Annotated in this window: 23 protein-coding genes; 9 read left to right on the top strand and 14 right to left on the bottom strand. The window is 40.9% G+C overall.

All coding sequences use genetic code 11. The features are described from left to right. Positions 1 to 1275: an MFS transporter gene (locus tag B9T36_RS00095; protein WP_086207580.1), complete on the top strand. Its 1275-nt coding sequence runs from the start codon at positions 1 to 3 to the stop codon at positions 1273 to 1275. A gap of 56 nt (positions 1276 to 1331) precedes the next feature. Further along, positions 1332 to 1817 carry a hypothetical protein gene (locus B9T36_RS00100; protein WP_086207581.1) on the top strand — a complete coding sequence of 162 codons (486 nt, stop codon included), beginning with the start codon at positions 1332 to 1334 and terminating at the stop codon, positions 1815 to 1817. 91 nt (positions 1818 to 1908) lie between these two features. On the opposite strand, the gene rodA is transcribed toward B9T36_RS00100, so the two are convergent. The 6 genes from rodA to B9T36_RS00130 all read right to left on the bottom strand — a co-directional run bounded on the left by rodA (position 1909) and on the right by B9T36_RS00130 (position 8127). Further along, positions 1909 to 3045, bottom strand: a complete 1137-nt coding sequence (gene rodA, locus B9T36_RS00105) for a rod shape-determining protein RodA (protein WP_086207582.1) — start codon at positions 3043 to 3045, stop codon at positions 1909 to 1911. Between the two features lie 114 nt (positions 3046 to 3159). Continuing rightward, positions 3160 to 3870 carry a 2-C-methyl-D-erythritol 4-phosphate cytidylyltransferase gene (gene ispD, locus B9T36_RS00110; RefSeq protein WP_416202551.1) on the bottom strand — a complete coding sequence of 237 codons (711 nt, stop codon included), beginning with the start codon at positions 3868 to 3870 and terminating at the stop codon, positions 3160 to 3162. Next, positions 3839 to 4240 (bottom strand): septum formation initiator family protein, encoded by a 402-nt coding sequence (locus B9T36_RS00115; protein ID WP_086207584.1) that lies wholly within the window; start codon positions 4238 to 4240, stop codon positions 3839 to 3841. The genes ispD and B9T36_RS00115 overlap by 32 nt, the downstream gene beginning before the upstream one ends. A 7-nt stretch (positions 4241 to 4247) precedes the next feature. Continuing rightward, positions 4248 to 5537 (bottom strand): phosphopyruvate hydratase, encoded by a 1290-nt coding sequence (gene eno / locus B9T36_RS00120; protein ID WP_086207585.1) that lies wholly within the window; start codon positions 5535 to 5537, stop codon positions 4248 to 4250. A gap of 60 nt (positions 5538 to 5597) precedes the next feature. Continuing rightward, complete coding sequence (kdsA, locus tag B9T36_RS00125; protein WP_086207586.1) at positions 5598 to 6455, bottom strand: 3-deoxy-8-phosphooctulonate synthase; 858 nt, start codon at positions 6453 to 6455, stop codon at positions 5598 to 5600. 31 nt (positions 6456 to 6486) lie between these two features. Continuing rightward, positions 6487 to 8127: a CTP synthase gene (locus B9T36_RS00130; RefSeq protein ID WP_086208223.1), complete on the bottom strand. Its 1641-nt coding sequence runs from the start codon at positions 8125 to 8127 to the stop codon at positions 6487 to 6489. Positions 8128 to 8353: 226 nt separating this feature from the next. On the opposite strand from B9T36_RS00130, the gene B9T36_RS00135 reads away from it, so the two are divergent. Continuing rightward, positions 8354 to 8752 (top strand): hypothetical protein, encoded by a 399-nt coding sequence (locus tag B9T36_RS00135; RefSeq protein WP_010326968.1) that lies wholly within the window; start codon positions 8354 to 8356, stop codon positions 8750 to 8752. Positions 8753 to 8821: 69 nt separating this feature from the next. Here the strand turns inward: B9T36_RS00135 and B9T36_RS00140 are convergent, their stop codons facing one another. After that, positions 8822 to 9712 carry a LysR family transcriptional regulator gene (locus B9T36_RS00140; protein ID WP_086207587.1) on the bottom strand — a complete coding sequence of 297 codons (891 nt, stop codon included), beginning with the start codon at positions 9710 to 9712 and terminating at the stop codon, positions 8822 to 8824. A gap of 110 nt (positions 9713 to 9822) precedes the next feature. On the opposite strand from B9T36_RS00140, the gene dkgB reads away from it, so the two are divergent. Both dkgB and B9T36_RS00150 read left to right on the top strand, forming a co-directional pair. Continuing rightward, the gene (dkgB, locus tag B9T36_RS00145; protein WP_086207588.1) at positions 9823 to 10629 is read left to right on the top strand and encodes a 2,5-didehydrogluconate reductase DkgB; all 807 of its coding nucleotides are present in this window, start codon (positions 9823 to 9825) and stop codon (positions 10627 to 10629) included. Between the two features lie 8 nt (positions 10630 to 10637). After that, positions 10638 to 11807 (top strand): MFS transporter, encoded by a 1170-nt coding sequence (locus tag B9T36_RS00150; RefSeq protein ID WP_086207589.1) that lies wholly within the window; start codon positions 10638 to 10640, stop codon positions 11805 to 11807. A gap of 57 nt (positions 11808 to 11864) precedes the next feature. Here the strand turns inward: B9T36_RS00150 and B9T36_RS00155 are convergent, their stop codons facing one another. From B9T36_RS00155 to B9T36_RS00165, 3 genes are all read right to left on the bottom strand, one after another. Next, complete coding sequence (locus B9T36_RS00155) at positions 11865 to 12962, bottom strand: YheT family hydrolase (protein WP_086207590.1); 1098 nt, start codon at positions 12960 to 12962, stop codon at positions 11865 to 11867. A 79-nt stretch (positions 12963 to 13041) separates the two neighbouring features. Then, the gene (locus B9T36_RS00160; protein WP_086207591.1) at positions 13042 to 13455 is read right to left on the bottom strand and encodes a nuclear transport factor 2 family protein; all 414 of its coding nucleotides are present in this window, start codon (positions 13453 to 13455) and stop codon (positions 13042 to 13044) included. 177 nt (positions 13456 to 13632) lie between these two features. Beyond that, positions 13633 to 15657, bottom strand: a complete 2025-nt coding sequence (locus B9T36_RS00165) for an NADPH-dependent 2,4-dienoyl-CoA reductase (RefSeq protein ID WP_086207592.1) — start codon at positions 15655 to 15657, stop codon at positions 13633 to 13635. A gap of 169 nt (positions 15658 to 15826) precedes the next feature. Between B9T36_RS00165 and B9T36_RS00170 the strand changes: the two genes are divergently transcribed. Beyond that, positions 15827 to 16366, top strand: a complete 540-nt coding sequence (locus B9T36_RS00170) for a PadR family transcriptional regulator (protein ID WP_086208224.1) — start codon at positions 15827 to 15829, stop codon at positions 16364 to 16366. Positions 16367 to 16388: 22 nt separating this feature from the next. Then, on the top strand, positions 16389 to 17300 hold the full coding sequence (locus B9T36_RS00175; RefSeq protein WP_086207593.1) for an alpha/beta fold hydrolase: 912 nt from the start codon (positions 16389 to 16391) through the stop codon (positions 17298 to 17300). Between the two features lie 151 nt (positions 17301 to 17451). On the opposite strand, the gene B9T36_RS00180 is transcribed toward B9T36_RS00175, so the two are convergent. From B9T36_RS00180 to B9T36_RS00190, 3 genes are read right to left on the bottom strand one after another with little or no spacing between them, the layout of a single operon-like run. Further along, positions 17452 to 18231, bottom strand: a complete 780-nt coding sequence (locus B9T36_RS00180) for a glutathione S-transferase N-terminal domain-containing protein (RefSeq protein WP_086207594.1) — start codon at positions 18229 to 18231, stop codon at positions 17452 to 17454. A 44-nt stretch (positions 18232 to 18275) separates the two neighbouring features. Beyond that, positions 18276 to 18788 (bottom strand): ribonuclease E activity regulator RraA, encoded by a 513-nt coding sequence (gene rraA, locus B9T36_RS00185; RefSeq protein WP_086207595.1) that lies wholly within the window; start codon positions 18786 to 18788, stop codon positions 18276 to 18278. An 8-nt stretch (positions 18789 to 18796) separates the two neighbouring features. Then, the gene (locus B9T36_RS00190; RefSeq protein ID WP_086207596.1) at positions 18797 to 19462 is read right to left on the bottom strand and encodes a nucleoside-diphosphate sugar epimerase; all 666 of its coding nucleotides are present in this window, start codon (positions 19460 to 19462) and stop codon (positions 18797 to 18799) included. Between the two features lie 213 nt (positions 19463 to 19675). Between B9T36_RS00190 and rpsT the strand changes: the two genes are divergently transcribed. Continuing rightward, the gene (gene rpsT, locus B9T36_RS00195; protein WP_086207597.1) at positions 19676 to 19942 is read left to right on the top strand and encodes a 30S ribosomal protein S20; all 267 of its coding nucleotides are present in this window, start codon (positions 19676 to 19678) and stop codon (positions 19940 to 19942) included. A gap of 237 nt (positions 19943 to 20179) precedes the next feature. Here rpsT and B9T36_RS00200 read toward each other — a convergent pair whose 3' ends face one another. Beyond that, complete coding sequence (locus B9T36_RS00200; RefSeq protein ID WP_171264396.1) at positions 20180 to 22891, bottom strand: M66 family metalloprotease; 2712 nt, start codon at positions 22889 to 22891, stop codon at positions 20180 to 20182. Between the two features lie 388 nt (positions 22892 to 23279). Between B9T36_RS00200 and B9T36_RS00205 the strand changes: the two genes are divergently transcribed. After that, positions 23280 to 23720: a hypothetical protein gene (locus tag B9T36_RS00205; RefSeq protein WP_086208226.1), complete on the top strand. Its 441-nt coding sequence runs from the start codon at positions 23280 to 23282 to the stop codon at positions 23718 to 23720. Positions 23721 to 23789 lie beyond the last annotated feature (69 nt).

Below are 23789 nucleotides of genomic sequence, written 5' to 3' on the forward strand. Positions count from 1 at the left end.
ATGTCGCTTTTCCATTCCGACGCTTTTTTGGCTTTTCGTTCACGTGATTTTTCACTTCTGAGTGTCAATCAGTTGTGCTTAATTCTAGCCATCATGATTCAAGAAGTCGTCATTGCCTATAGCGTTTACCAACTCACTCAGAATCCACTGAGCCTTGGCATGATTGCCTTAATTGAGTTATTTCCGTTCATTTGCCTCTCCCTGATTAGTGGTGACTGGGCTGACCGCTATAACCGACAAAAAATTGTGCAGTGGAGTTTTAGCTGTAGCACTCTAATTCCCTTACTATTTATTGTTCTTTTTTCTCAGTACCAACAACAACACATTCAACAAAATACACTTTTATGTGGCATTTATAGCCTCATCTTTTGCTTAGGCATACTTAGAGGCATTTACAGCCCATCATTTAATTCATTACGCCCTTTTCTCACCCCAGAGCCAGCCTATAGCAATGCAGCCACTTGGACGGCTCTCATTTGGCAAATGGGCGGAATTTTAGCACCCTTATGTGCAGGACTTTTACTCGGCCAACTTGGGCTTGAAAAAACCCTCTTTATTGTTTTTTTCTTATGTTGCATGGGTAGCATCTGCTTATTCAGATTAAGCTCTCGTCAATTCCCTAGCCCGCATAAACAGCATTTAAGCAAAAGCTTAAAAGAGGCCTATGTGTTTATCTTTAAACATCCACTGATGTTTTGGAGCATGTTGCTGGATCTCAGCGCCATGCTTTTTTGTAGTGTCATTATCTTACTACCTATTTTTGCACACGATATCCTGCATTTAGGCGTTGAAGGCTTAGGTATACTCAGAGCAGCACCTGCAATTGGCGCCTGTATCATGATGTTGGTGCTGACCTGTTATTCTCCAATGCAAAATGCATGGAGAAATATGCTCTATAGTAGTTTTGCAATTGCTTTGTGCACTTTAGCTTTCGCACTATTCTCCCATCTTTGGCTCTCAGTCTTCTTCCTTGTCTTGATCGGCGCCTTTGATAGCATCAGCATGGTCATTCGCCAAACCTTATTACAACAGCTCCCACCGAAAGCACTATTAGGGCGTGTAGCAGCTTTAAATGGCATCTTAGTGACTTCAGGCAATCAGCTGGGTGCACTACACATGAGCCTGATGACGCGTTATTTTTCTGTGGTGCCAACCGTCCTTATTGGTGGGACACTATGCTTAATGGTTTGTGGTCTAAGTTCAACTCGTACGCGACATTTACTCAGAGTATCTCCAACACGGAAAAAGCATGCCACCGCCACAAGAAGCGAATAGCATGTTAAGCTTCAAATCCTCTTTTAATACGATGTGAGTTTTCAATAGAGCAAATTATGAAACAGATTCTCCCCTTTTCACACACTCTCTATGCCAGACTCTATTCTTTCTTACTCTCCGTGTTGCTGGCTTATTGCCTATTTAATGCAATCTATAGTGTGATTATTGGTGGAAAAAGCGCATACCTTTTTAGTGGTCTGGTTTTAATTTTTCAAACCATCCTTGTTTTTAAGGCATCATTAAATAAAAAGATCTATAACGTTTTGGGATTGATTGGACTTATTTTATGTCTGGTTTATTTACATCATTGGGCATTTCTTTTTCAGCATGAAAGTATTGCGATTCTTCCCTCAGTCATACTCACCCTACTTAGCTTAGGCTATTTTTCACAGCAACATTTACGTTTAAATCTATTGAAGGTGGCTTTAATTTTTGGGCTGTTAGTACTGGCTTATACGCAACACCATGACTTGAACACTCTACAAAACTACTATAATAGCTTGCATACAGGCGAAACATGGCAACAGTATGGTGCTTTATAAAACCTAAAAATACAGCCTAGTTTTCTCAACATGACATAAGTTTTAAATACAAAAAAAGCCAGCAATAGTGCTGGCTTGATTCTTTTAGACTTTAGCGATGGGTATGGATTGACATTACAATGCCCATACTAGCCAACATAGTAATCACCGCCGTTCCACCATAACTCATCAACGGTAAAGGATCACCTGTTACTGGTAAAATTCCGCTCACCATCCCCGAGTTTAACAATACGAAGAAAAAGAACGTTAAGCCCACAGCACCCGCATATAAACGACCAAAATTATGAAAGCTATTCATCCCAATAATCAAACAACGAATGATAATGGCTGCAAACAAACTAAACAGTAAGAATACCCCAATAAAACCAAACTCTTCTGCATAGGTCGACATAATGAAATCGGTATGATGCTCTGGCAAATATCCCAAATGTGACTGTGTACCTTCAGTGAAGCCCTTACCCATTAAGCCACCTGAACCAATGGCAATCTTGGATTGGATAATATTCCAACCCGCACCCAATGCATCTGACTCAGGATCAAATAAAGTTAGCACTCGCTTTTTCTGATATTCTTGTAAAAAGAACATCCACAGCAAAGGTGTAGCAACAGCCAAAGCACCACAGGCCAAAGCAATCAGACGCCAAGAAATACCACTGAGGAAAATGACACACACCCCAGGAATCAAGAGACCTAAGTTCAAGTCAGGTTGCAAAGCCGCCAATAAAAACGGCAACATCATGATGCCCAACGAAATCACAATGTGCATAAACTTCGGTGGAAAAGCACGACCTGCGAAGTACCACGCCATCATTAAAGGCATGGCAAACTTCATAAACTCAGAAGGCTGCATACTGCCTATACCCGGCAGACTGATCCAGCGCCTTGCTCCCATTCGAGTTTCACCCACAACCAAGACCAGTACCATCAAAATCACTGCGAAGATGAAAAAATAAGGACTAATGGCCTGATAGACTTTGGGTGGAATTTGCGCACAGATAATCATCACAATGAAGCCTACAGCAAAACTGGTGGCTTGGCGAAATACCATCCCCATATCTTGTGCTGAGGCACTATAGATTACCAGCAAGCCCAAAATGGCATTTAAAATAAGAAAACATAAAAGCCATGGATCTAAATGTAGTTTAGCCCAACGAGATGAGTCATGTTTAATGCTTCTGCCGTCACGTAAAGACTGACGTAAAAAACGATACTGTTGTGATGGTATCATTTGCGTAATTTGAATGAGCTAAAGACAGGGCAAATTATAAGTTTAAAGTGTTTTAGATAACATCATTCAAACCCATATTTCTGTAGTTTTCGCCCAATAAATCCAATTATTTTTTTATTGTGCCGCTAAAATAAGTCGTGCAAGCTCTAGGTCATCAGGATAGGTAATTTTAATATTATCAGAACGGCCTTGTACGACCTGAACGGGTTGACCTACAAACTCCAAAGCACTAGCTTCGTCGGTAATGACTGCATTTGCTGCAAGTGCATGCTCAATGGCTGACTTCAAAACACCCAGTTTAGCAATCTGCGGGGTTTGTGCCTGCCAAAGCTCTGAACGATCAATCGTTTCTTGAATATTTTGCGCTGAGACCACGCGCTTTAAAGTATCCCTAACAGGAATCGCTAAAATCGCCCCTGTATTGAACTGAATAGCAGTATCAACCAGTTGCCATAGACAATCCTGCGTCACACAAGGACGTGCAGCATCATGAACTAAAACCCAGTCTTCAGCATCAGCAATTGCTGAAAGAGAACGTAGTGCATTGAGCACTGAGTCTACACGCTCGGCACCACCTTCACAGAAATGCACTTTTTCCATATTGGTAAAAGGCAAACTTTGAGCGACATCATCATCTGAACCAATCGCCAAAACATAGCCTTGTAAAGGTAAATGATTTAGACGAGAAACCGTATGCTCAAGCACAGTTTTTTGACCAATCATTTGGTATTGTTTCAGTTCTGATTTAGAGAAACGACTTCCAGAACCTGCAGCAGGAATAATCGCCCACAATTTATGGGGTAGCTGGAGGGAGTTCAGGCTCATCGTCTTCATTGGTCCGCAAATCAATTTGGGCGTTCGGATTAATATAAACAGGTTTATATTGAGTACTGATGGTACTCATTTGAATAAACGTTTCTCGCGGTTTAATTAAACCCAAGTCTAAGCGCGCATGCTCTTCAATGGCCTCAATACCATTCTTCAAATCATACACTTCTGCCGCCAAGACACGATTACGTTCTTTTAAGTCGTTATTAATTTCAGTTTGTTGTTGGATTTTTTGTGTGAGTTGTAAATGGTCTTGATAACCACCCTCACCAAACCAGTATAAATACTGAAACCCTGCGATCAAAATGATCGCAAGGCCTAGTAGTACTTTACTCATCAACGAGTCGAATACATTGAACATTGACATCAGTCGCTTAGTTTAAACCTTTAAACTCAGCTTTACCGCGGTAAGCAGCATTTGTCAATTCTTCAATACGAAGCAATTGGTTGTATTTCGCTACGCGGTCAGAACGGCAAAGTGAACCTGTCTTGATTTGACCAGCAGCAGTACCTACCGCAAGATCCGCAATAGTAGAATCTTCAGTTTCACCTGAACGATGTGAAATAACAGTGCTATAACCATTTGCTTTCGCAAGATAGATCGCATCTAGAGTTTCAGTCAACGTACCGATTTGGTTGTATTTGATTAGAATAGAGTTACCTACTTTCTCATTAATACCACGTTGAAGGATTTTTGGGTTTGTAACGAACAAGTCATCACCCACCAACTGGATTTTATCACCAAGGATAGATGTCAAGTAAGACCAACCTTCCCAATCTGACTCATCTAAACCATCTTCAATAGAGATAATTGGATATTGGTTTACAAGGCCCGCTAAATAGTCAGAGAACTGGTTGCTTGTGAATGCTTTATTGCCTTCACCAGCAAGGATGTACTGACCATTTTTGTAAAATTCTGAAGATGCACAGTCAAGCGCAAGCATAATATCAGAACCTGCTTTGTAACCAGTTTGACCAATCGCTTCAAGAATAACAGTGATCGCTTCTTCGTTTGAACGTAAGTTCGGTGCAAAACCACCTTCATCGCCTACAGCAGTGTTTAAACCTTTTTTGTTTAAAACTGATTTTAGAGAATGGAAGATTTCTGCACCCGCACGAAGCGCTTCAGAGAATGAAGTAAAACCTACAGGCTCAATCATGAACTCTTGGATGTCTACGTTGTTATCTGCATGCGAACCACCATTGATGATGTTCATCATTGGTACAGGCATAGTCAAAGTAGTTTGACCGCGTAAGTCTGCGATGTATTGAAAAAGAGGAATTTTCTTTTCATCAGCAGCAGCACGTGCAGCAGCTAGCGATACCGCTAAAGTTGCATTTGCACCCAATTTTTCTTTGTTTTCAGTACCATCAAGTGTGATCATCGTGTTGTCGATGTCTTTTTGTTCAAATACTGATTTACCCACTAGAGCATCACGGATCAAAGTGTTTACGTTATTAACCGCATTTTTAACACCCTTACCCAAATAGCGTGCTTTGTCGCCATCACGAAGTTCTAAAGCTTCACGAGAACCAGTTGAAGCACCAGATGGTGCACATGCACGGCCAACTACGCCAGATGCTAAGATTACGTCTGCTTCGATGGTTGGGTTACCACGAGAGTCCAAAATTTCACGTGCACGGATGTCAACGATTTGGCTCATGAACAATTCCTCAGTAGATTAATAACGAGATGCTTTAGATAGCACCAATGAGTTTATAATTTAGTGTGTATCTAACTTTTTGAAACCTTTAACCAAGGTATCCAATTCTTTGAGTTGTGCTAAGAATGGCTCAAGCTGAGACATACGTAATGCACATGGACCATCACACTTGGCTTTTTCTGGATCTGGATGTGCTTCCAAGAATAGACCAGCTAAACCTGTTGCCATACCTGCACGAGCGAGCGTCGTGATTTGCGCACGACGACCACCCGCAGAATCCGAGCGACCACCTGGTGTTTGAAGCGCATGAGTCACATCAAAAAACACAGGGACATTCATTTCTTTCATGATGTCAAAGCCCAACATGTCTACAACCAAATTGTTATAGCCAAATGCTGAACCACGTTCACAAATAATGAGTTTGTCATTTCCTGCCTCTAAACACTTATGCAAGATATGACGCATTTCGTGTGGTGCAAGAAATTGTGCTTTTTTAATGTTGATAATGGCATCTGTTTTTGCCATCGCTTCAACCAAATCAGTCTGACGACTCAAAAAAGCAGGAAGTTGGATAATGTCTGCAACTTCAGCTACAGGTGCAGCTTGGTAAGGCTCATGTACATCTGTAATGATAGGCACATTGAAGTGTTTTTTAATGTCAGCTAACCACTCAATTCCTTTTTCTAGGCCTGGACCTCGAAACGAGTTCAAGCTCGAACGGTTGGCTTTATCAAAGCTCGCTTTAAATACGTAAGGAATCTCCAAACGCTTACAGATATCGACATAAGTCTCTGCAATTTCAAAAGCCAAGTCTTTAGACTCAAGTACATTCATGCCGCCGAATAGTACAAATGGCAAGTGGTTTGCCATTTGTATATCACCTAAACGTACAATTTCTTGTGGTTTTAATTGTGACATTTAAACTTCCTAGTTTATTTATTAACCCAGATTACTTTGCTTTTTTATGCTGTGTTTTAGCAGCGTCAATAAAACTAGCAAATAATGGGTGTCCATCACGTGGTGAACTTGTAAATTCTGGGTGGAATTGTACAGCAATAAACCAAGGATGTTGAGGAATTTCAACTGTTTCTACCAAGTGCTGCACTGGTGAGTAACCAGAAACTTTCATCCCAGCCTCTTCAAGCGCAGGAATAAAACGGTTATTCATCTCATAGCGGTGACGGTGACGCTCAATAATGTCTGCTGAACCATACACTTCACGGGTTTTTGTGCCTTCAACCAATTCTGATTTTTGAGCACCCAAACGCATCGTACCACCAAGGTCAGAATCAACATTACGCTGTTGAACTTCGCCACGCTCATCTAACCATTCAGTAATAAGACCAATTAATGGAGATTTTGTTGAACGGTTAAATTCAGTAGACGTTGCATCACTAATGCCAGCAACATTGCGCGCATATTCAATCACAGCCAACTGCATACCTAAACAGATACCTAAGAATGGAACACCGTTTTCACGTGCGAATCTAATCGCTTGCATTTTCCCTTCAGTACCACGCTCACCAAAACCACCTGGCACCAAGATTGCATCCATATCTTTTAATACTTCGCTTACATCTTGGCTTTCAAGTTCTTCAGCATTGACATAGTCAATTTGCACTTTAACGCGATTCTGAATGCCTGCATGTAATAGTGCTTCATTGACAGACTTATAAGCATCTGGCAGTTCAACATATTTACCCACCATTGCAACACGTACAGTGTATTCAGGGTTAAGTAATGCCTCTACGACATTGTCCCAGTCCGTCAAGTCAGCTTCAGGCAAGTCGTTAAAACCAAAACGTTCACAAATTAAATCATCAACATTTTGTTCGTAGAAGGTACGTGGAATTTGGTAAATGCTACGCGCATCTTTACACACCACAACTGCACGTGCTTCAACGTTGGTAAACAAAGCAATTTTACGGGTCGTGTCTGCATCAACATCGTGTTCAGTACGACAGATTAAAATGTCGGGTTGAATACCAATTGATAGCAGTTCTTTTACCGAGTGCTGCGTTGGTTTTGTTTTCAACTCTGCCGCAGATTTGATATATGGAAGCAAAGTTAAGTGCATAAGCATGGTGCGCTTATGACCTAGCTCAACCATCAGTTGACGTACAGATTCCATGAATGGGAGAGATTCGATGTCACCTACTGTGCCGCCAATTTCAACAATCGCAACGTCATAACCTTCGCCGGCACGAAGTACACGCTCTTTGATGTTGTCTGTAATGTGTGGAATAACTTGAACAGTTCCACCAAGGTAGTCACCACGGCGTTCTTTATTTAAAACGTCTTGGTATACGCGACCAGAAGTAAAGTTATTTAACTTGGTCATTTTCGCACGACGCAAGAAACGTTCGTAATAACCCAAGTCTAAATCGGTTTCTGCACCATCCTCTGTGACAAAAACTTCACCATGTTGGAATGGGCTCATAGTCCCTGGATCGACATTAATGTATGGATCCATTTTTACCATGGTTACTTTTAATCCACGGGCTTCTAAAAGCGCAGCAACTGAAGCAGCTGAAATACCTTTACCTAGTGATGAAACTACACCACCAGTCACGAAAATAAAATGGGTCATTGGGTTTCTCGTACAATCGAGCCTAATTCGGCCTGCAATGTTGCGCAATTTTACTTTACCTTGCACCAATAAAGCAAAGTCAATCCGCATCAATTCATAGAACAATAAACAATTGGATATTCTATCAGCATTTGGCAGATAAAATTAAGCTAAGTTCATAGGATTTTCATCTTGCATTTTGCTGTTATACTAGTGAAATCCCTCAAACACTCAATTTTGTGTAATTATGAATAAAAAACTTTTAATTTGTGGTGCAATTGCAGCAGGTTTACTATTAACAGCATGTGTAAAGAAAGAAGCACCTAAAGAAGATGAACAAGAACAAGTTGAAGTAACAACAGAGCAACAACAACCTGTTGAACTTCAACCCTTAGAAGCATCAGAACCTGAGATTCCAGCACAAGTTGAAGTGATTCGCGAAGAAACGCCGAATACCACCACTGAAATACGTCGTGAAACACCAGCACCTGCTCCAGCAGCAGAGCCTGCACCTAAAGCAGAGGCACCAAAGGCTGAAGAAAAACCAACGCAAGCGCGCCCAAGCAATACAAACCCAAATACACAAACTGAAGATGATGCAGTTGCAGCTGCCATTGCAGCAGCGACGCCAGCTTTAGAAAACTAATCATCTCAATATTGATGATCATAAAAAAACCCGATCTCAATCGGGTTTTTTTTATTGTTACCTGATAACTTATAAATAGTCTTTTAATTTTTCTGCAAGAAAGTCGATAAACAACCGAATACGTTTGGGGACATAATTTTGCTGATAATAAACTGCATGTATTTTTTGTTCATGTATTTTTATTTCATTTTCAAATAAAGCGACAAAACGCCCTTCCTGAATATCTTTTTCAACCATAAAACGTGATAAACAGGCAATACCCACACCCTCTAGTGCCAACTGACGGACTGTTTCACCATTGGAACATTTTATTTTCGCCTGAATGGTCAACGGCTCATCCTCAAGCTGAATAGGCCACGTATTTAAATGTGCAGGTTGGCTAAAACCAAGCAAAGTATGTGAGCTTAATTCTACGGTCTTTTTCGGCATTCCTTGTTTTTGGATATATTCAAGGCTTGCCACTATATATAAACGACTTTTACAAAGCAGCTTGGCATGTAAGCTTGAATCTGCCAACTCACCAAACCGAATCGCGACATCGGTTTTATGTTCAAGTAAGTCTATGACCTGATCATGATTGGTAATTTCTATGTCAATTTTTGGATGGCGCTGCATAAACTCCTCAATCAGCGGCACAATCACATGCAGTACAAAAGGCGTTGCTGAATCAATCCGAATTAAACCAGACGCCTCCACATCAGTATTTTGCAAACTCTCTTCAGCTTCGGTCAGATCGAGTAAAATCTTACGCGCCTTTAGCAGGAACTGCTGCCCTTCATAAGTCAGCTTGAGCTTCCGTGTCGTTCGCTCCAGCAAAGTCACATTCAACTTCGACTCTAAACGTTGCAAGGCACGGCTAACACCCGATGTGGTTTGATCCAACTGCTGCGCAGCTTTGACAATAGAACCACTATCAACAATGCTCACAAAAGCCGTTAATTCTTCTATGGTTGATTTCATATTCAATTATTGATTATTAGTCAATAATATTTTGCAAATTACCCAGTTTTTAAGCAAGACCTTTTTCTACAAAATAGCCTCATTCCATGAAACAAGTTATCGAGTAAAAAATGAATATCGTTCCTCAATTCGGCGTAGGCACTTTCCGTTTAACAGGTGATACCGTCATTCAGTCTGTGAAAACTGCACTAGAAGTCGGTTATCGCGCAGTCGATACTGCACAAATCTATGGTAATGAAGCCGAAGTTGGTCAAGCTATTGCGCTGAGTGGTATCAATCGTCAAGATCTTTTTCTCACCACAAAAATTTGGACGGAAAATTATTCAGCCGAAAAATTAATTCCAAGTTTAAAAGAAAGTTTGAATAAATTAAAAACCGATGCAGTAAATCTAACCTTGATCCACTGGCCTGCCCCAAGTACAGGTGTAAATATTGCAGAACTCATGCAGAATTTATTGGAAGCAAAACAACAAGGTTTGACCGAACACATTGGTATTTCTAACTTCAATATTGAGCTGACTCAACAGGCAATAGAGAGTATTGGGTTAGAAAATATCGCAACCAACCAAATTGAGCTCAGCCCCTATCTACAAAACCATAAGTTAGTTGATTTCCTCCAAGCCCAAAACATTGATGTCACTTCATATATGACACTGGCTTACGGTAAGGTTTTGCATGATCCAATTCTAATGCAGATCGCGCAGCAACATCAGGTATCCACTGCACAAATTAGCTTAGCTTGGGCATTACAACGTGGTTTTGCAGTCATACCCTCTTCAACCAAGCGCGAACACTTGATGTCCAATTTAAAGGCGCAAGAGATTCAACTGTCGACTGAGGAAATGATGGCAATTACGCAATTAGACCAAAATCAACGTGAAGTGAATCCTGAAGGATTAGCTCCCATTTGGGATTGAGCATCGCTATGAAAATTAATTTTCCACTTTTGGCACTTGCAGTGGGTGCTTTTGCCATTGGAACCACCGAGTTTTCACCCATGGGCTTTTTGCCTGAAATTGCCAATGATTTGTCCGTGTCAATTCCACAAGCTGGACTGCTGATTAGTGCCTATGCAGTAGGCGTCATGATTGGGGCTCCGCTCATGACCTTATGGCTGGCCCGCTTTCCTAAGAAAACAGCTTTAATCCTATTGATGGCAATTTTTACGATCGGAAATGTGTTGGCAACCGTTGCGCCTGATTATATAAGCCTGATGGGAGCACGTTTAATGACCAGTTTAAACCATGGCGCATTCTTCGGTTTAGGTTCAGTCGTAGCCTCAAGTGTAGTGCCTAAAGACAAACAAGCCAGTGCGGTCGCTATGATGTTTATGGGCCTCACCATTGCCAATATTGGCGGTGTCCCACTTGCAACGTGGCTCAGTCAAAATACCAGTTGGCGCGTGGCTTTTACTGCAATTTCAATCTTAGGCATCATGACCATGTTGGCACTATGGAAAGCGCTTCCACAAGATCACGATGTGGTTAAACCGAATGTGGCAAAAGAATTGCGTGTTTTAACGCGTGCGCCTGTTCTACTTGCCTTACTAACCACGGTCATGAGCGCGGGCGCCATGTTTGCGTTGTATACCTACATTGCTCCGAGCCTACACGTATTTATGCATGCATCACCACAAACCATCACATTGATGTTGGTTTTAATCGGGATCGGTTTCTCGATTGGTAACCATTTTGGCGGAAAGTTTGCCGATCTATCCTTAGAGAAAACCCTGATAGGCTTCCTTGTCCTGTTAATGCTGATGATGCTTATTTTCCCTGTACTAGCGCAAACAACTACTGGTGCAGCGATTGGCTTGGTGATTTGGGGTGCGGCGGCATTTGCGGTTGTACCGCCACTGCAAATGCGCGTCATGTCGGTCGCAGAAGATGCGCCTGGACTCGCCTCTTCAGTCAACATTGGTGCGTTTAACTTAGGTAATGCCTTAGGTGCCTTTGCAGGTGCAACGGTACTGAGTCTGCAACTCAGCTATGCAGCAGTTTCATATACAGGTGCCGCGCTCAGCTTTATGGCCTTGATCTTGGTTTTGCTACAGATGAGGTTCGGTCTCAGCAAGAAAACCTGTGAAGCCCTTTAAGCCATTACACTGCTGAACCAATCAAAAAGACCTACACTGCTGTAGGTCTTTTTATATTTAGTGTTTTTGTTGTTCCAGTTTCAAAAAGTCCGCAATCAACTTGGTTGCCCAAGACTCGGTATTGAGCGCCCCTTCATAGAAACCACAATGACTGCCCTTTTTCGTCGTCACTACAGCAATATTCGGCATTTTTTGAATCATATCTTTATACGGTTCAAAGTTCTTAATGTGACAGACAGGATCATCCTCTGCATTTAAAATCAGCAATGGAATGGCGACATTTTCAAATACATAGATTGGATTTGTGGCTTGGTTATAACTGTCATAGTCTACATAACCCGCCATTTCATAATAACTCGACTCAAATTCGGCCAAGGTTTTGGTCATTAAGACTTGAGATACAGAAGCTGTTTGTTGCCACGTTTGTTGGTAAGGAAAAATAAATTTCTTAAACAGTTTCTTGGTCATGACTTTACTGTAAAAGGGATGCACATTTACAAAACCCAACTCCGTATTATAGCCTGGACATAAGGCAAAGGCCGCTTTAAAAGGGGTTTGACTCCCTTCTTCACCTAAGTAACGCACTAAAAGCCCCGTGCCCGCAGAAGAACCTACGGCAAAAAGAGTTGAAGTTGGAAATGTGCTTTGAATAAAGGCAATTTGTTCACGTAAATCATCAGTTGAACCGAAAAGATTCATTTTCGGTACAGGCATTGGGAGGTCTGCATGACCACGGCGTAAACAGAGTGCAATGCGCCAACCTGTATAGCGATTTAAGTCACGTACCACCTCACGCATACTTTCAGGCGAACCTGTAATCGTATGCATGACCACAACCGTTGGCGTCGCTTCAGGTAAGTCATAACCGAACCACATAATGCCTGTGACCCCACCGTCTTGCATCTCTAATTGATCAAAATGATCATATTCCAATTGAATCCGACGCTTGCGAATCACATCAAAATACAAAAGATGGGCATGTGTGTTGGATAACCACGGCGTCGGTCGGTACTTTTGTTGAAGCTGTGGTAGTGCACCTATCGTCTCTTGAATTTCACCTTGCGGATTAAGAAAAAGTTTCGGGTGTTCCGCACCAGTTACTCGATCCAATGCCGTTTGACGTAATTGATTTAGCAAACTGAACACAGCATTCATATCAATACCTTCTTTTCCTATCTTTCTTAGCGATGCATCAATTTTCGTGCCTAACTATAAATAACAAGTCACACCTTTATCATCCAGCTTGAGGTGCAAACGCTGCCATTCGCTGTCCCATTTGTACAGCTAAGGTCTCTAGCCCCGACTTAGGACGGATCATCACTTCAAAATCTACAATTTGACCTTGCTCATTAAAACGAATCATGTCAATCCCTTTGAGCTTTTTTTCGCCGACATTGGCTGAAAACTCAAGGACGACACTTAAACCATCTTCTGTAAAAAATTCACGGTGGTAAGTAAAATTTTCAAAAACCTGAATCACATTACTTAAAATAAAAAAAACAACTTGCTTCCCTGAGTAAGGATTAAAAGCCACAGGAGAGCGAAACACGACATCTTCGCCCAAGAGCTCACTTAAAGTACTCATATCACGGTTGTTGATCATCTCATGCCAACGTTGCAGTGCTTGTTTTGTTATTGCTATGCTCATTATTCTATCCCTATGAATTTGAATGCTTTTAATAAAGCAAATGAAGACAGTTTGACCTTCTAGAAAAGGTAGAGGTGAGGAAAAATACTCATATTTCTGACAACACCTCTCATCCCCCTCCTTAAAGGAAAGGGACTTGTTTACAATTTATTCAACTGATTCAAAAATGATGATGCTTTAAATAGTTGCAGCTAATTCAGCGCCTTGACGAATTGCACGCTTTGCATCTAACTCACCCGCTTCTTTTGCACCACCAATTAAATGCACATTCTTACCATCTGCTTTTAACTGATCATACATAGCTGTGTAAGACTCTTGACCTGCGCAAATAATGACATTATCCACTTCTAATACTGTTGGCTGATCATTGACGGTAATGTGTAGTCCTTGATCATCAATCTTGTCGTAACTTGCACCTGCAATCATTTTTACATCACGATGCTTCAAACCAGTACGGTGAATCCAACCTGTCGTTTTACCCAAGCCTGCACCTACCGCATTCGACTTACGCTGCAATAAGTAAATTTCACGCTCAGACTGCTCAACGCTAGGCTGTTTTAAACCGCCGACATGTGCATAACTGGTATCAATACCCCATTCATCATAGAATTTTTCAGGGTTTAGACTACCGCTTTCACCTTCATGGCTTAAATATTCTGCTGTATCAAAACCAATCCCACCTGCACCAATAATGGCTACACGGCGCCCAACAGGTAAACGCTCTTTAAGTGCTTGGATGTACGTTAGCACTTTTGGATGATCCACACCCGGAATGTTCAATTCACGCGGCGTCACCCCTGTCGCAACAACGATATCGTCATAATCTGCATCTTGTAGTTCTTCATAAGTTACTAAATGATTAAGAACCAAACGGATATTAGGTTGCAACTCTATTTTACGTTTAAAATAACGAATAGTTTCGTAGAACTCTTCTTTGCCCGGAACCGTTTTTGCAATATTAAACTGTCCACCAATTTGATTGGCTGCATCAAACACTGTCACTTTATGCCCACGCTCAGCAGCATAAGTAGCAAAGCTTAAACCTGCAGGGCCAGCACCAATCACTGCGATATTTTTCTTTTCTGCACTTTCTTTAAAAATCAGTTCAGTTTCATAGCATGCACGCGGGTTGACCAAGCATGTCGCAATTTTCATCGAGAAAATATGATCTAAACACGCTTGGTTACAGCCGATACAGGTATTGATTTCATCACTACGACCCTGCTCTGCCTTAAGGACAAACTCTGAATCAGCTAGCATTGGTCGTGCCATAGAGATCATGTCTGCGTGACCTGACGCCAATACATGCTCAGCCATTTCAGGAGTATTGATACGGTTTGACGTAATCAATGGCACTTTGACAATGCCTTTTAATTTTTCAGTTACCCATGTAAATGCAGCACGTGGGACTTTGGTTGCAATGGTCGGAATACGTGCTTCATGCCAACCAATCCCTGTATTAATAATTGTTGCGCCCGCTTTTTCGATTTCTTTAGCAAGCTGAATTACTTCTTCTAAGCTTGAACCACCTTCGACCAAATCCAACATGGATAAACGATAGATAATAATGAAGTTTTCACCCACCTCTTCACGTGTACGTTTGACAATTTCTATTGGGAAACGAATACGGTTTTCATAACTTCCACCCCATTCATCATCACGATGATTGGTACGTGCTGCAATGAATTCATTAATTAAGTATCCTTCTGAACCCATGATTTCGACGCCATCATAGCCTGCATACTGTGCCAACTTTGCACAATGAGCAAAATCTGCAATGGTCTGATTCACCTCAGCAGACGTTAAAGCATGTGGCTTAGTAGGATTAATAGGTGCTTGAATTGCAGAAGGTGCAACCAACTCTGGCTGATAAGAATAGCGGCCTGTATGTAAAATTTGCATTGCAATTTTACCACCAGCCGCATGCACAGCTTCCGTGATCACTTTATGTTTGTCAGCTTCTTCACGGCTATCTAACTTTGCACCACCTGCAAAAGTCAAACCTGCATCATTCGGTGAAATACCACCTGTTACGATCAGTCCTACACCACCTGCTGCACGCTCTGCATAGAATGCGGCCATACGATTATAACCGTTTGGTGCTTCCTCTAATCCAATATGCATAGATCCCATGAGTACACGGTTTTTTAATGTGGTAAAGCCTAAATCTAAAGGCGCAAGTAAATGCGGATAATTAGACATATATACTCCTTGGCGTGCTTTCGCTGGCTGGTATTTTAAATACAAGGTTAAATCAAACTATTTAATGCAACAAGTTGCATACTTTTTATCTTTATAATCGAGATTTGTTTTTTATGCAACATGTTGCATAATGACTCTACGTCCATTTTATTTGCGAAATATTACCAAAATGTCATTAGCTCATGTTTTATTGACCAGTTTGATTGAAAAACCAAGTACAGGCATTGAGTTAGCACGTCGCTTTGACCGTTCAATGGGCTTCTTTTGGAATGCAACACATCAACAAATTTATAGAGAACTCAGCGCTATGCAGAGCAAAGGCTGGATCTCAACCATAGAAGAAGATGGTGCAACGTCTAGAAAAAAAACCTATCAAGTTGAACAACTTGGACGCACAGAATTGGCAGATTGGTTGGTAAAACAAAGTCCACCTGCTCAACTAAGAGAAGAAGTCATGGTGAGACTTCGTGTTGAAGCTCAGTTAGGTGGTAACGCTGTCTTACCTGAGCTGGAACGCCATTTAGCTCTACATAAAGAAAAATTACAGATTTACCAAACGATTTTTGCTAAAGATTTTGGACAGGCAGATCCTCATGATCGAACCTTGTATATTCATAAAATGATCTTACAACTTGGGATCAATTTAGAGGTCGGCTGGATTGAATGGTTAGAAACCATTATTCCCACGCTTAAAACATTTGAAAAATAATAAACCACGCAAAGGATTGACCATGCCACACTATACGATGCCCGATGGTGAAAAACTCTATGTTCGCGAATTTGGACAAGGCGAGCCTGTACTCGTACTTTCTGGTTTAGGCATGCAAAGCTGGCAATGGCTCCCTTTTTTATTTCAACATCGGAAAAAATATCGTTTTTATATTCCCGATTGGCGTGGCTTTGGTGGTTCAGCACAGTGTCGAATTCCAAAACTAGACGCTATCTCTAGCCATTGGCAAGATTTAAATTGTTTTTTAGAACAGCAAACACATCATCAATTTCGTGTTATTGCCTATTCTATGGGGGCCACCACAGCTATGCATGGCCTGCAATACGGTCACTTTCAAAAACATGTATATAGTTATCTACACATTGACCAAACCCCTAAAATTTGCGTAGATGCAGAATGGTCACATGGTCTATTTGCAGAAAAACATAAAGATTTTAAAACCATCTTACAAAACATTGCGGAACTTTTGGCACAAAATACTCAGTACAATTTGGTGTCTGAACTAAAGCCAACGACTCGCACACAACTGGTCGACTACTGGTTCGCGTTTATGCAACTGCAAGCCAAGCCATCTCGAAGCACAGTTTTATTTCAAAAAGCTTTTCAACAGCCACGCTTACAGAAGTTTATGCTTCCTATTCAGCGTTTAGACTATATGGCTTGGTACATCCATAATTATCTTTACCATCAAGAAGATTATCGTCTCGCGCTGAGTCAGATTGACCGTCCCACCACATTCTTTATAGGGGAGATGTCTAAGCTCTATCCTTCGCAAGGACAAAAACTGATTGCATCAAGCGTACCTTATGCCAAAACAGTGATCTTCAAAAAGTCAGGGCACACACCGCTGTTAAGCGAACCGCTCAAATTTTCCAAAGAAATTATAAGTTTCCTCAAAGCTGCGGATGTTTAAATGTATATCGTATTATCAGCCAAATGATGAATATTTTTATAACAGCTGAAGATAAATACAATTTATCATTCCATTGTAATGACAAAAATAAGACTGATAAAAACATCAATGCTTAGAAATCAAAAGAGGCATCTCTTTGAGATGCCTCTTTTTATGCTGCATAGGTCTGCTTGAGATAAGCAACAATATCCGCTGACTCAAACAATGCCGTGCCTGTATTCGGATCGACGAGATAAGGCACTTGAATATCACGCCCCATCACTTGCACAACTTGCTCACGCTTTCCACCTGCAAGTGGGACATATTTGCCTGGCTTTAAGCGTAGTACGGCAGGCCCTTGATCTTGCCAACGTTCTTTCGGCACATTATTAAACTTAAATGCTAACTCCAGTTCAGTCAGCAACCCCCGTACAACACGTGTATATGGACTGGCTTCAAATCCCCACAGTTGAAGCAATTGTTCAGGTGCGGCACGATTTTTAATTTTTTTATTCAACCAAACACCACGCGCGCCATTTACCAACGTGCCCACATAAGCGACATAAGGTGTTTTAGGATAATGTGCATACTTTTTCGGCGTGTTACCACTTCGACCATACTGTGCAAATAAATAGTGAATTATGTCTTCTGACTCGTACAACTTGGTATCTGTATTTTCATCCACCAAGAATGGAAACTGAGTCTTACCACCTAACTGTTTCACTAGGGGACGATATTTAGTACCACCCTTAGGACATGGATAGACTTCATAATCCAAATTGAGCAAAGTCAACACTTCACGCACACGGCGACAGTATGGCGAACCTTCAAATTCATAGAGCTTTAAAGCTTGCTCTGGTTGGTTAGGATACGGAGTTCCCGTTACACCACGCCCACCTTGAGTCAGTCCCGAAAAAAGAGCTTGAATCACTTTAATTTGATGCTTCACCATAATGTACGTCCCTATGTTGTATTCAGGTCACCATGAAAAAGTTTTTATACTTCTACTAATTTTTCTTTTGAAATCACAATACCGTTATTATCTGCATAGATATAGTCACCTGATTGAATGCTGACTCCACCAAAATGCAAGTCAATATCTACCTCACCTACACCTTTACGCTGACTTTTTTGCGGGATAGCAGCTAAGGCATGTACACCCAAGTCTAATTCAGCAATGGCGTCAACATCACGCACACAACCATAAATCACCACACCATTCCAATGATTTTTCACAGCCGATTCAGCAATTAAGTCCCCCATCAATGCGCAGCGCATCGAAGCTCCACCATCAACAACCAACACCTTACCTGCCCCCTCAGTTGCGAGAAGCTCTTTCACACGAGAGTTATCTTCAAAGCATTTCACTGTCACGACCTGACCCGCAAAGGTTTTGCGTGCGCCATAACTTTGAAAGAACTTACCATCCATGGATGGCGTTACCACTTGTAAATCAAGCTCAGGATGATCATCCAATAAATCACATGTCACAAATGCTGTCGTCACCACACTTCCCCTCATTTTGTCTTTTGTATGCGTAAATTATCATAGATTTCAAATTTATTGGTCTGCGTTTGAGCAGCCTCCACCATAGTATGAGCCACTTGCTCTGCTGTCACTGGCTTATATTTAAAATGATTCGGTATAAAGTGCGAAAGTTTCAAATAGCCTTTTTGGAAAATATCTTCAAGTAAACGATTTTCACTACGTTGGCCAATCAATAAAGACGGTTGTAATATACTTACTTTATCTAGCCCAAGCCCCCGAATCGTATCTTCAAGCTCGCCTTTGACTCGGTTATAGAACAGTTTTGAATTTGCTTGTGCACCTAAAGCACTGATCAACAAATAATGCGTTTTGGTTAAAACAAATAATTCAGCAAAATGCGCATTCACTACATAGTCTATGGCATAGAAATTTTCTTTAGAGCCTGCTTTTTTCAGTGTTGTGCCCAAACAACTAAAAGCATGAGTAAAGCCTTGTACATCTTCATGGTTTAGCAAGAGAAAGTCATCCAGCTCAAGTTGCTGTACTTTATCGTACCGATCGAGCTCAACATTATGTCTTCTAACTACCGCTAAAATTTTGCTACAATCTTCGAGTTGCTGTAATTGTTGAATCAGGTTTAAACCCACTAAACCTGTTGCTCCAATCCCAATCGCTTGTTCTATATTTTGTGTCATTTTTATACAAACTCCCATGTAGATGGCTAATCTTAACGTTTCTTTAAAATTTTTATGTATCTTAAATATGGTCAAGGCATGTCAAGACTTGACTTCATGGCGTATATTAATCAAAATATGGCACTTGTTTACGGGCTGGTGATTGTTCTTCTGATGTGGTTTTCAGTTTGAATTTCAGCCCGCCCAGACCAATTTAATTCAAGGAGTGCACGAGTGGCAAACTCTGCTCAAGCTAAAAAACGTGCTCGTCAAAACGTTAAAGCACGCAAACACAACGCTAGCTTACGTTCTATGGTTCGTACATACATCAAACGTACAGTAGCTGCTATCGCTGCTGGTGATCATGCAGTTGCTTCTGAAGCATACAAAACTGCTGTACCAGTAATTGATCGTATGGCTGATAAAGGTATCATCCATAAGAACAAAGCTGCTCGTCATAAGAGCCGTTTAAATGCACAAGTTAAAGCTTTAGCTAACTAATTTATGCATTAAAAAAAGCCCTTTTTAAAGGGCTTTTTTTGTATCTAATTTTCCCTACGGTCGCTCATATCACTTTTGATGCATGTATCTGATACATAAACCTGTCTATTTGTTATATAGAAATAGAACATCACAGTTATTCAAACCCATCCAAATATTAACTTACAAAAAAAAGCCCCCTGCCGAGAGCTCTCTTTTAATTTCACTTTAAAATACATTACTCACTTAATAACGTACTTAATTCACAGATCCAGTTTTTAAGTGTTTCACTAAAATACCAATGTTTTTTGAGCTTGCTCCAGCCAAAATCAAACTTATATTTTGGTTCAGCATCGTCCACCTTTGATTATTATTACCAGAGCAACTGTATCGAATTGCAATTTGACGATTATTCACCAAATTACCAGTATTCAAATCTAGGCATTGTCCAGCTTGCTTAATGGCAGAAGTCGATACATCCATTGACCACACTTGTGCTGAGTTATTCTTCACACACTCCGTGAGAGTTACTTTTGCACTCCCTCCATTGCCTGTTAAACACTGCCCGATTATAGCCTTATTATGAATACGACCTAAGCCATCATAAACCCATTGTTCCGTATCATCATCCACACAGCCCGATGGCCCACTAATATAAACATCTATATTCTGGCCGGATGTCAACTCGGTTTTTAAGCAGTTTTTATTGTTTTTCAATAATGCACTTTGCTCAAGCGGGCTATCTTGTTGCAAGCCTAATTTCACAACAAAAGTATTCATTGCATCAACAGCTGCAGATAGCTCTTTGGTTAAATCGTCATAGTAGACATTTATCCAACGGTTTAAACGCATCAATTTGTTTTCTTGCTCTTCATAACGCACCAATTGCTGTTGAGCAGCTGCGCTCATTTCATTCTTATAAGACTTATAAGCTTGATAAAGCATTAAACCATTTGGAGGTAAAATAATCATATTGTTTGTCGCTTGGTTAAGTAGCTCTTGTTCAAGTAGTGGCAACTCTAAATCACGTAAGGCTTTATAGCCTTGAGCCTTTCCAATTTTTACCGCAGGCGTAATCACCGTAGCATATTGTGGAATCACAATGGTTGATAATAATTTTGCCTCCGCATTGGCTTGCTTACAGTATAAATCAACTTTTTGCGGCTGCTCCGCAAGCGCTAAGTTGACATGCAATTTATTGGCATTACTGCCTAAGCGTGTCGGGGCTAGAGCGATATTGGTCACTGTCTTTGGATACTGTACATTTAACCAACATGCAGCCTGACCCAACGCCTTGTTGGCTACAGGTAAATCATAGACATTACCCCAGTTTGAGCGTGCTGCTGGATATAATAATCCAACTTGAGCTACCGGATCGTAACCACCTAAAATGGTCAATACAGGTTCGCCAAAGATTCGTGGACGTAGATAGTTTTGCTTTGGCTGATACCAAACAGGGGCAGTAGAATCTGGCATGATTGGCTGTGCCACGTCCATCTGACGTGTGACTTCATTCCACTTTTTATAACCTGTAGGCGAGCTCTTATCCCAAACATAACGGTTAAAGTGTGGTTGAATTTTCAAGTAGGTACTATAACCCGTATAGTGGGTATAGCGTGAAACTGAGCTTGATGCATAACCACCAGACATGGCATCTCGGCTATGTGGATATAAAGCCAAGAAGTTCGCAATTCCTGTGGAAGCCGCCCATAAATCCTTGCTATTCCAAATCAAATTACCCCGCATCATATTCCGATACGGAATATAGCCCCAGCCACTGTCAGCATGATGAGAAGTCCAAAACTGATTCTCACCTTCCTGCCCTGGATAATGTCCAAGTCCATAATGATGCCCTATTTCATGGCTAAATTCGTTGCCAACCGAATCATATAAGGTCAGCATGCCATTCCCCCCACTTAAACCATGAGTACTTTCACCATTGGCATATTTCCCACGACTATGATGTGCAACCACCGTTTGAGTTAACTGAGGCTGACTTTGGCTAGCCATTGAGGCACTGGTGACACCCCAATTCGCCAAGTTGATTCCTACACTAAAAGTCGATTTACCAACATTTTCACGCATGTCACCTTCATACACACCACCTTGATCCGCACTTGCTGTATCGTAAATAGTTCCATCCGCAATCATGACCCGATCAAGCTGAATATCATCATATTTTGCAATAGTCATTTCAGCAGCAGGGATTGTTTGGAAGTAATCTGAACCTGCACGTACTGGATCATTCAACATATAGTGCCCTGTAGCGACAGGCGGTGCAGTTAGCATCCCGATACGAATATTGTTTAAGACCAACTCTCCTGGAGAGGCAAAATCAATTTTATCTTGCGTAATTTGTCCTTGACGGCCAGTAGAGTCTTTCAGCTGAATACTCAACCCTGGACGAATTTCATCCCAATTGAGTCGCGCACTCCATGCACGCTGACTATATTGCACTCGAGCCCGATCATCAGTATTGGTCTGATCCGATGCAGGAATCTGTGTTGGGTCATCCAGCTCAATGGTTCTTAACCATTGGTTATTCATATAAATATCTGCTTTCAGACTCTCAATTTTCCCCATAGCATCATTTGGCGTAACTAACAACAACGCTTCTTTTTCCATCGTTAGACGTGGCATTTTTTTACTTTCATTGCCATTTGGATCAACCACATGACTCTGACCGAATTGCAACATAGCCTCAAAACTACCAGTTAAATCGTTACGGATTACGCGTGTATTCGCGTTTGCATCGTAATCAAAATAACCCAAGGTATTTGAGTCTGAAACATCATGTGTAGGCTCAGCATAAGGTGTTACGACAGGTGCTGTGGAATCTTCAACTCCTTTATCCCCATCATCATGACCACCGCCACCACCACATGCTACGAGCATCAGCGTCACAACACAGAGGCTTAACTTACAATATATAAACCCATTCGCACTTTTCACAACTTTCCCCAAAATCATCACAAAAAAACTTTAATTTTTAAAATTTAAACATATAAATCAAAAACTTAATTATTAAACCTGATTTGGCGTTTATATTCAATTCACATCATCTGTTACATAGTGACGAATATTTTCAACTCTGGAAAATGCAAGTCCGAAAAATATAAATTATGTGATACAGCTTAAATTTATAAAAAAGAATGCTGAACGTTACAGCTAGATTCTCAGCAATTTAGTAGAAAGTTTTTATCAATCAATTTTAAAAATTTGAATCTTTTTTTAGCAGCCTGACTTGTCGCTCTCATTTTCAGATTCGTAGCGATTAAAAACATAATTCCATAAAAATAATATGGTATTCTGTTTTCCTACAATGAAACCAGATAAAACCTGCACCTGGGGGAATAAAATGATCAGCAAATTTCTGCCAACACTCGAAAAGTTTCAACCTACAGAACAACAATATATTGACTATTTTAATACCAAAGGTGAAAAAGATGTTCTCGCCAAAGTAATTTCAAATATGCGTGGTACTGCTGAAATTCAAGCCTCACAAGGGGTCGATGCATGGCTAGGTTATGGTGTGTATTTACCAGCCATTGAACGTATTTTTGCTTTGCACCAAGGCGAGACTGAAGCTGAATTTTATGCGCGTACACAATACCCTGTCGATGTTGTGAATGCATACACGCTTGCCAATCATGAAATTGCAACACTCATTGCTGCAGATAAATACAGTCGAATGCATCAGCAAACTGTGGCAGTTAATACTTCTTTATGGCCGTTGAATGATGAAGGACTAAGTATCGACTTACATGACTTCCCTAACCGACTGAAAGCAAAAATTTAGTTTTTTACACGACAGTACATGCTTTGATTAGCATCATAATACCTTGCCATCTCGTTGATTATTTTCAAT

Source organism: Acinetobacter sp. ANC 4204, assembly GCF_002135205.1.
Classification (GTDB): domain Bacteria; phylum Pseudomonadota; class Gammaproteobacteria; order Pseudomonadales; family Moraxellaceae; genus Acinetobacter.